Origin of the sequence: Plesiomonas sp., from assembly GCF_051650925.1 — a bacterium.
Classification (GTDB): domain Bacteria; phylum Pseudomonadota; class Gammaproteobacteria; order Enterobacterales; family CAMTGL01; genus Plesiomonas.
The window spans coordinates 1-4,937 of the sequence record NZ_JBOFRH010000594.1 but is presented as its reverse complement, the minus strand read 5'-3'; the positions used below and the strand labels follow the sequence as shown (position 1 = coordinate 4,937).

At 50.7% G+C, this 4,937-nt stretch carries 5 protein-coding genes; all 5 read left to right on the top strand.

All coding sequences use genetic code 11. The annotated features are described in order from the left end of the window. The coding region (locus tag ACRC27_RS14190) for an FAD-dependent oxidoreductase (protein WP_438640176.1) at positions 1 to 900 on the top strand (900 nt) is incomplete at its 5' end. A gap of 251 nt (positions 901 to 1,151) precedes the next feature. Beyond that, positions 1,152 to 1,700 carry an NAD(P)H nitroreductase gene (locus ACRC27_RS14185; RefSeq protein ID WP_438622970.1) on the top strand — a complete coding sequence of 183 codons (549 nt, stop codon included), beginning with the start codon at positions 1,152 to 1,154 and terminating at the stop codon, positions 1,698 to 1,700. A 144-nt stretch (positions 1,701 to 1,844) separates the two neighbouring features. After that, a complete protein-coding gene (gene selD, locus ACRC27_RS14180; protein ID WP_438629741.1) occupies positions 1,845 to 2,924 on the top strand; it encodes a selenide, water dikinase SelD in 1,080 nt (359 codons plus the stop codon). Further along, on the top strand, positions 2,912 to 4,012 hold the full coding sequence (gene mnmH, locus ACRC27_RS14175) for a tRNA 2-selenouridine(34) synthase MnmH (protein WP_438629743.1): 1,101 nt from the start codon (positions 2,912 to 2,914) through the stop codon (positions 4,010 to 4,012). The genes selD and mnmH overlap by 13 nt, the downstream gene beginning before the upstream one ends. Positions 4,013 to 4,128: 116 nt before the next feature. Continuing rightward, positions 4,129 to 4,937: DNA topoisomerase (locus ACRC27_RS14170; protein ID WP_438640175.1), on the top strand; the 809-nt coding region annotated here is incomplete at its 3' end.

Here is a 4,937-nt window from a genome sequence, read left to right as displayed (position 1 = left end):
GCCATTGTGGGCGCAGGGCCTGCGGGGTTATCTGCGGCCTGTGTTGCCGCAGAGTGCGGGCATCAGGTTACGCTGTTTGAACAACACCATCAGATTGGTGGGCAGTTTAATTATGCCAGCCAGATCCCCGGTAAAGCAGAATTTACCGAAACGCTGCGCTATTTTACCGCACGGCTGGCCGACAATGCGGTTGATGTGCGCCTAAATCAGCGGGTTGATGCGGCCATGCTGACGGGCTTTGATGAGGTGATTATTGCTACCGGTATTGTTCCGCGCGTGCCGCCGATAGCGGGAATTGATCACCCAACTGTACTGAGTTATCTCGATGTACTGCGCGATCATCATCCGGTGGGTAAACGTGTGGCGATTATCGGTGCGGGGGGTATCGGCTTTGATGTGGCTGAGTATTTGGCTGTTGTGTCGGCTAACTCAATACAAGAGCAGAATCATCAACAGGATATTACCCACTGGCTGAAAGAGTGGGGTATTGATACGCAAATCAAGGCGCGTGGCGGGTTACAACCGGCTGTTGCACCAGTCACACAACGTGAAATCTGGCTGCTACAACGTAAAGAGAGCAAAGTCGGGGCGGGATTGGGGAAAACCACCGGCTGGATACACCGTGCGAGTTTACAGCAGCATAATGTGCAGATGTGGGCTGGTGTTCAGTACCACAACATTGATGATCAAGGGCTACATATTGAATATGCCGGTCAGCGCCAAATTCTGGCGGTCGACAACATTATTTTGTGTACGGGGCAAGAGCCGCTGCGTGAGCTGGCCGATCAATTACTGGCATTAGGGCGTAAGCCTCATGTGATTGGCGGAGCTGATGTGGCCAGTGAGCTAGATGCAAAACGTGCGATTCGTCAGGGGGCAGAGGTCGCGTCGCGTCTGTAATTATACGCGTAGTAGTGACTAACATTTGATACTAAATAGCCGTGATCACTAATACGTGATCACTCATAGACGGTAGATCGCAGATAACTTACAATTGAGAACTATTCGTATTTGTTAGGCGGCAGTTGAGCATGGTAATCTAACAACAGTGTTTACTTGTACGTTCACTGCCACCTTGCTGTAACAGCCGTTACAGTCAGGCGCTATTTTTTATACAAAGCTTTATGCAAGGTTTACGCAGGGAGTTACCTATGCACGCGTTGGATTTACTGTTGCACCGCCGTTCGGCTTCACGTCTGCAAGCCCCCGCACCACAGGGCGAGGCACTCGATACCATCATTCGCGCGGGTATGCGCGCGCCTGATCACGGTGCATTGCAGCCGTGGCGTTTTACCCTGATAGAGGGTGACGGATTGCAACGTTTTAGTGATCTGCTGGTCAGCGTGGCCGAGCAAGACCAGGAACCTGCCGAATTTATCGAAAAATCACGCCAAGCGCCGTTTCGCGCACCGCTGATTATTGCGGTAGCTGCGCACTGTTGCGATCACCCCAAAGTGCCACACTGGGAGCAGATTATGTCGGCAGGTTGTGCGGTTCAGGCTATGCAAATGGCAGCCGTTGCACTCGGTTTTGGCGGTATCTGGCGTAGTGGCAAATGGACAGAAGATCAGCGTATAAAAGCGGCTTTTGGGTGTAATGAACAAGACGCGCTGGTGGGTTTTCTCTATCTGGGAACAACGCCGTTAACACCACAAAAAGTTAAACCGGCTGATATTTCACCTTTTGTCAGACATTTTTAATGTGAATCGGTGATTTATTCCACGAGATAGGCTTTTATCGTACTTTATCACCCACAACACCCATCATTTTTGAGCATCTCACGCTATGCGCGCTTATAATAGGCGCATTGCGTGTTACGGCACGCCTGTCATTTTCATAATTTGATGATAGGATTTTTTCCCATGGAAGCTCTGCGTTTAACCCAGTACAGCCACGGTGCAGGTTGCGGCTGTAAAATTTCGCCAAAAGTACTTGATACAATTTTGCATTCAGAAATGCAGAAGTTTGTAGACCCGAATTTATTGGTTGGCAACGAAACCAAAGATGATGCGGCCGTTTACGATATAGGCAATGGCACTGGAATTATCAGTACCACCGACTTTTTTATGCCGATTGTGGATGATCCTTTTGATTTTGGCCGTATCGCCGCCACCAATGCCATTAGTGATGTGTACGCAATGGGCGGAAAACCTATTATGGCGATAGCTATTTTGGGTTGGCCGATTGCCAAATTACCGGCTGAAGTTGCCCAAAAAGTGATTGATGGCGGGCGTTATGCGTGTCAGCAGGCGGGTATTGCACTGGCAGGTGGCCACTCAATTGATGCGCCTGAACCGATTTTTGGTCTTGCCGTTACCGGTATTGTTGAAACAGCCTTGGTGAAAAAGAACAGTGCGGCAGAGGCCGGTTGTAAGCTCTATCTAACTAAGCCGCTGGGTATTGGTGTGCTGACCACCGCAGAGAAAAAAGGCAAACTACGCCCAGAACATGTGGGTGTAGCAACGGAGACTATGTGCCAGATGAACACATCAGGCGCTGATTTTGCCCACTTAACCGGCGTTACGGCAATGACCGATGTTACCGGTTTTGGTTTGCTAGGCCACTTAAGTGAAATGTGTCAGGGCTCTTCTCTGACGGCAACCTTGTGGTTTGATGCTGTGCCAAAACTCGATGCGGTAGAAGCCTATATTGCCGAGGGGTGCGTCCCCGGCGGTACGCTGCGTAATTTCGACAGCTATGGCCATTTAATTGCTCCGCTGACGGATTTACAGCGCAATTTATTGTGTGATCCGCAAACCTCTGGCGGATTATTACTGGCTGTACGTCCTGATGCTGAAGCCGACGTTCAGGCTGTAGCTGCCCGCCATAATCTGACGCTCTCAGCCATTGGTGAATTGCACCAACATGCACTGCAAGGTGCACCAGATACTGCCCTGATCGAGGTTAAAGCATGCCGCGTTTAAATGCAGCCGAAGTGGATTTTCGAACGCTGTTTTTAACGGATACCCCGCTCATGGATGTGCGCGCGCCGGTTGAATATTTACAAGGCGCATTCCCGACTTCAGTTAACTTACCGCTGATGAATGATCGTGAGCGAGAAGCGGTCGGGATCTGTTACAAAGAGGAAGGCCCCGAGCGCGCGCTGCGCTTAGGGCATAATTTGGTGCGTGATGATGTAAAAGGCGCGCGTCTTGCCGCTTGGGCAGCCTATTGCCATACGCACCCACAAGGTTACATGTACTGCTTTCGCGGTGGCCAACGCTCACACATTACCCAAGCATGGTTGAAAGAAGCGGGGGTGGATTACCCGCTGATTGAAGGTGGCTACAAAGCTTTGCGCCGTTTTTTAATGGAACAGACCGTTGAAGCGGCAAAATTGCCGGTAACACTGATTGGCGGCAACACCGGCAGCGGTAAAACGCGCCTGATTAAATCACTGCCAAACAGTGCTGATCTGGAAGGCGCAGCCCGTCACCGAGGATCCTCTTTTGGCCGGATGGTGGTTGATCAATCTACTCAAATTGGGTTTGAAAATCAGTTAGCCATTGAACTGCTCAAGTGTATGGACAGAGGCGCAACCTCATTGGTGCTTGAAGATGAGGGGCGGATTATCGGTTCGGCGCACGTACCGCTGGAGTTGTTCCAGTCAATGACTGAAGCGAAAATTGCAGTGATTGAAGACCCTGTTGACGTTCGGCTGGTTCGCCTGCGTGAAGAGTACGTCGATTTCATGCTAAACGGTTTTATCAGTGTGTACGGTGAGCAACAAGGCTGGATGCAGTTTGCCGACTACCTGCGTCATGGCTTATTTGGCATTCGTAAGCGCTTAGGAATGACCCGTTTTCAAGAGATCACCGAGCTGCTGGAAAATGCACTGGTTCAGCATCAGCAGGGCCAGTCGGCTGACGTACACATGAGCTGGTTAACGCCGTTACTGGTTGAGTATTACGACCCGATGTACCAGTATCAACTGGGCAAAAAAGCCGATCGCATCTGCTTTAAGGGTACGTATCAGGATGTTGAGGCATTCTTGAAAGATCAGGGTATTTAACCCATATTGGGTGAGTACTTTTTACGTTATAACACAGGCCGCATTGCACGTTTAGGTGGCCTGTGCTTCACGGTTTATGCTGTATATCACAAAGCGATTTATCATAAAGGTTGTCAATGCGTCTTTTCATCGCGGAAAAACCCAGTCTTGGTCGTGCTATTGCCGATGTATTGCCAAAACCACACCGAAAGCAAGATGGCTATATTGAGTGCGGTGAGGGAAATGTGGTGAGTTGGTGTATCGGCCACTTGCTTGAGCAGGCCGAACCTGATGCTTATGGTGAGCAGTACGCACGCTGGAATTTACTGCATTTACCAATAGTTCCGCAAAAATGGCAGTTGCAACCGAAACCCTCCTCCCGCAAACAGCTCAACGTATTGGCCTCATTGGTCAAAAAGGCGACACAAATTGTCCATGCCGGTGACCCTGACCGAGAAGGGCAACTTTTGGTGGATGAAGTGCTGCAATACCTGCCGTTATCGGCAGCGGCTGCAACAGATATTCAGCGTTGCCTGATTAATGATTTAAACCCTTCGGCTGTTACGCGGGCGATTAGCCGCTTGCGGCCTAATCGGGAGTTTATTCCCCTGTGTGTTTCCGCGCTGGCGCGTGCGCGCGCCGATTGGCTATATGGCATAAACATGACCCGTGCCTACACACTGCTTGGCCAGCGGGCAGGTTACAAGGGTGTGCTTTCGGTTGGGCGGGTACAGACCCCGATTTTGGGCTTAGTGGTGCGGCGTGATGAAGAGATAGAGCACTTTATCCCCCGAACCTATTATGAAGTGCGGGCGCATATTCAAACTCCTACCCACGAAACCTTCTGCGCACAGTGGCAGCCGAGTGAAGCCACTGAGCCCTATCAGGATGAAGAGGGGCGGATTATCAGCCTGAAACTGGCGCAGCATGTTGCCACAAGGATCAG

Excerpts from the sequence above, each read along its gene's own strand:
- ACRC27_RS14185 (WP_438622970.1), top strand. The coding sequence starts at position 1,152 with ATGCACGCGTTGGATTTACTGTTGCACCGCCGTTCGGCTTCACGTCTG.
- selD (WP_438629741.1), top strand. The coding sequence starts at position 1,845 with ATGATAGGATTTTTTCCCATGGAAGCTCTGCGTTTAACCCAGTACAGC.
- mnmH (WP_438629743.1), top strand. The coding sequence starts at position 2,912 with ATGCCGCGTTTAAATGCAGCCGAAGTGGATTTTCGAACGCTGTTTTTA.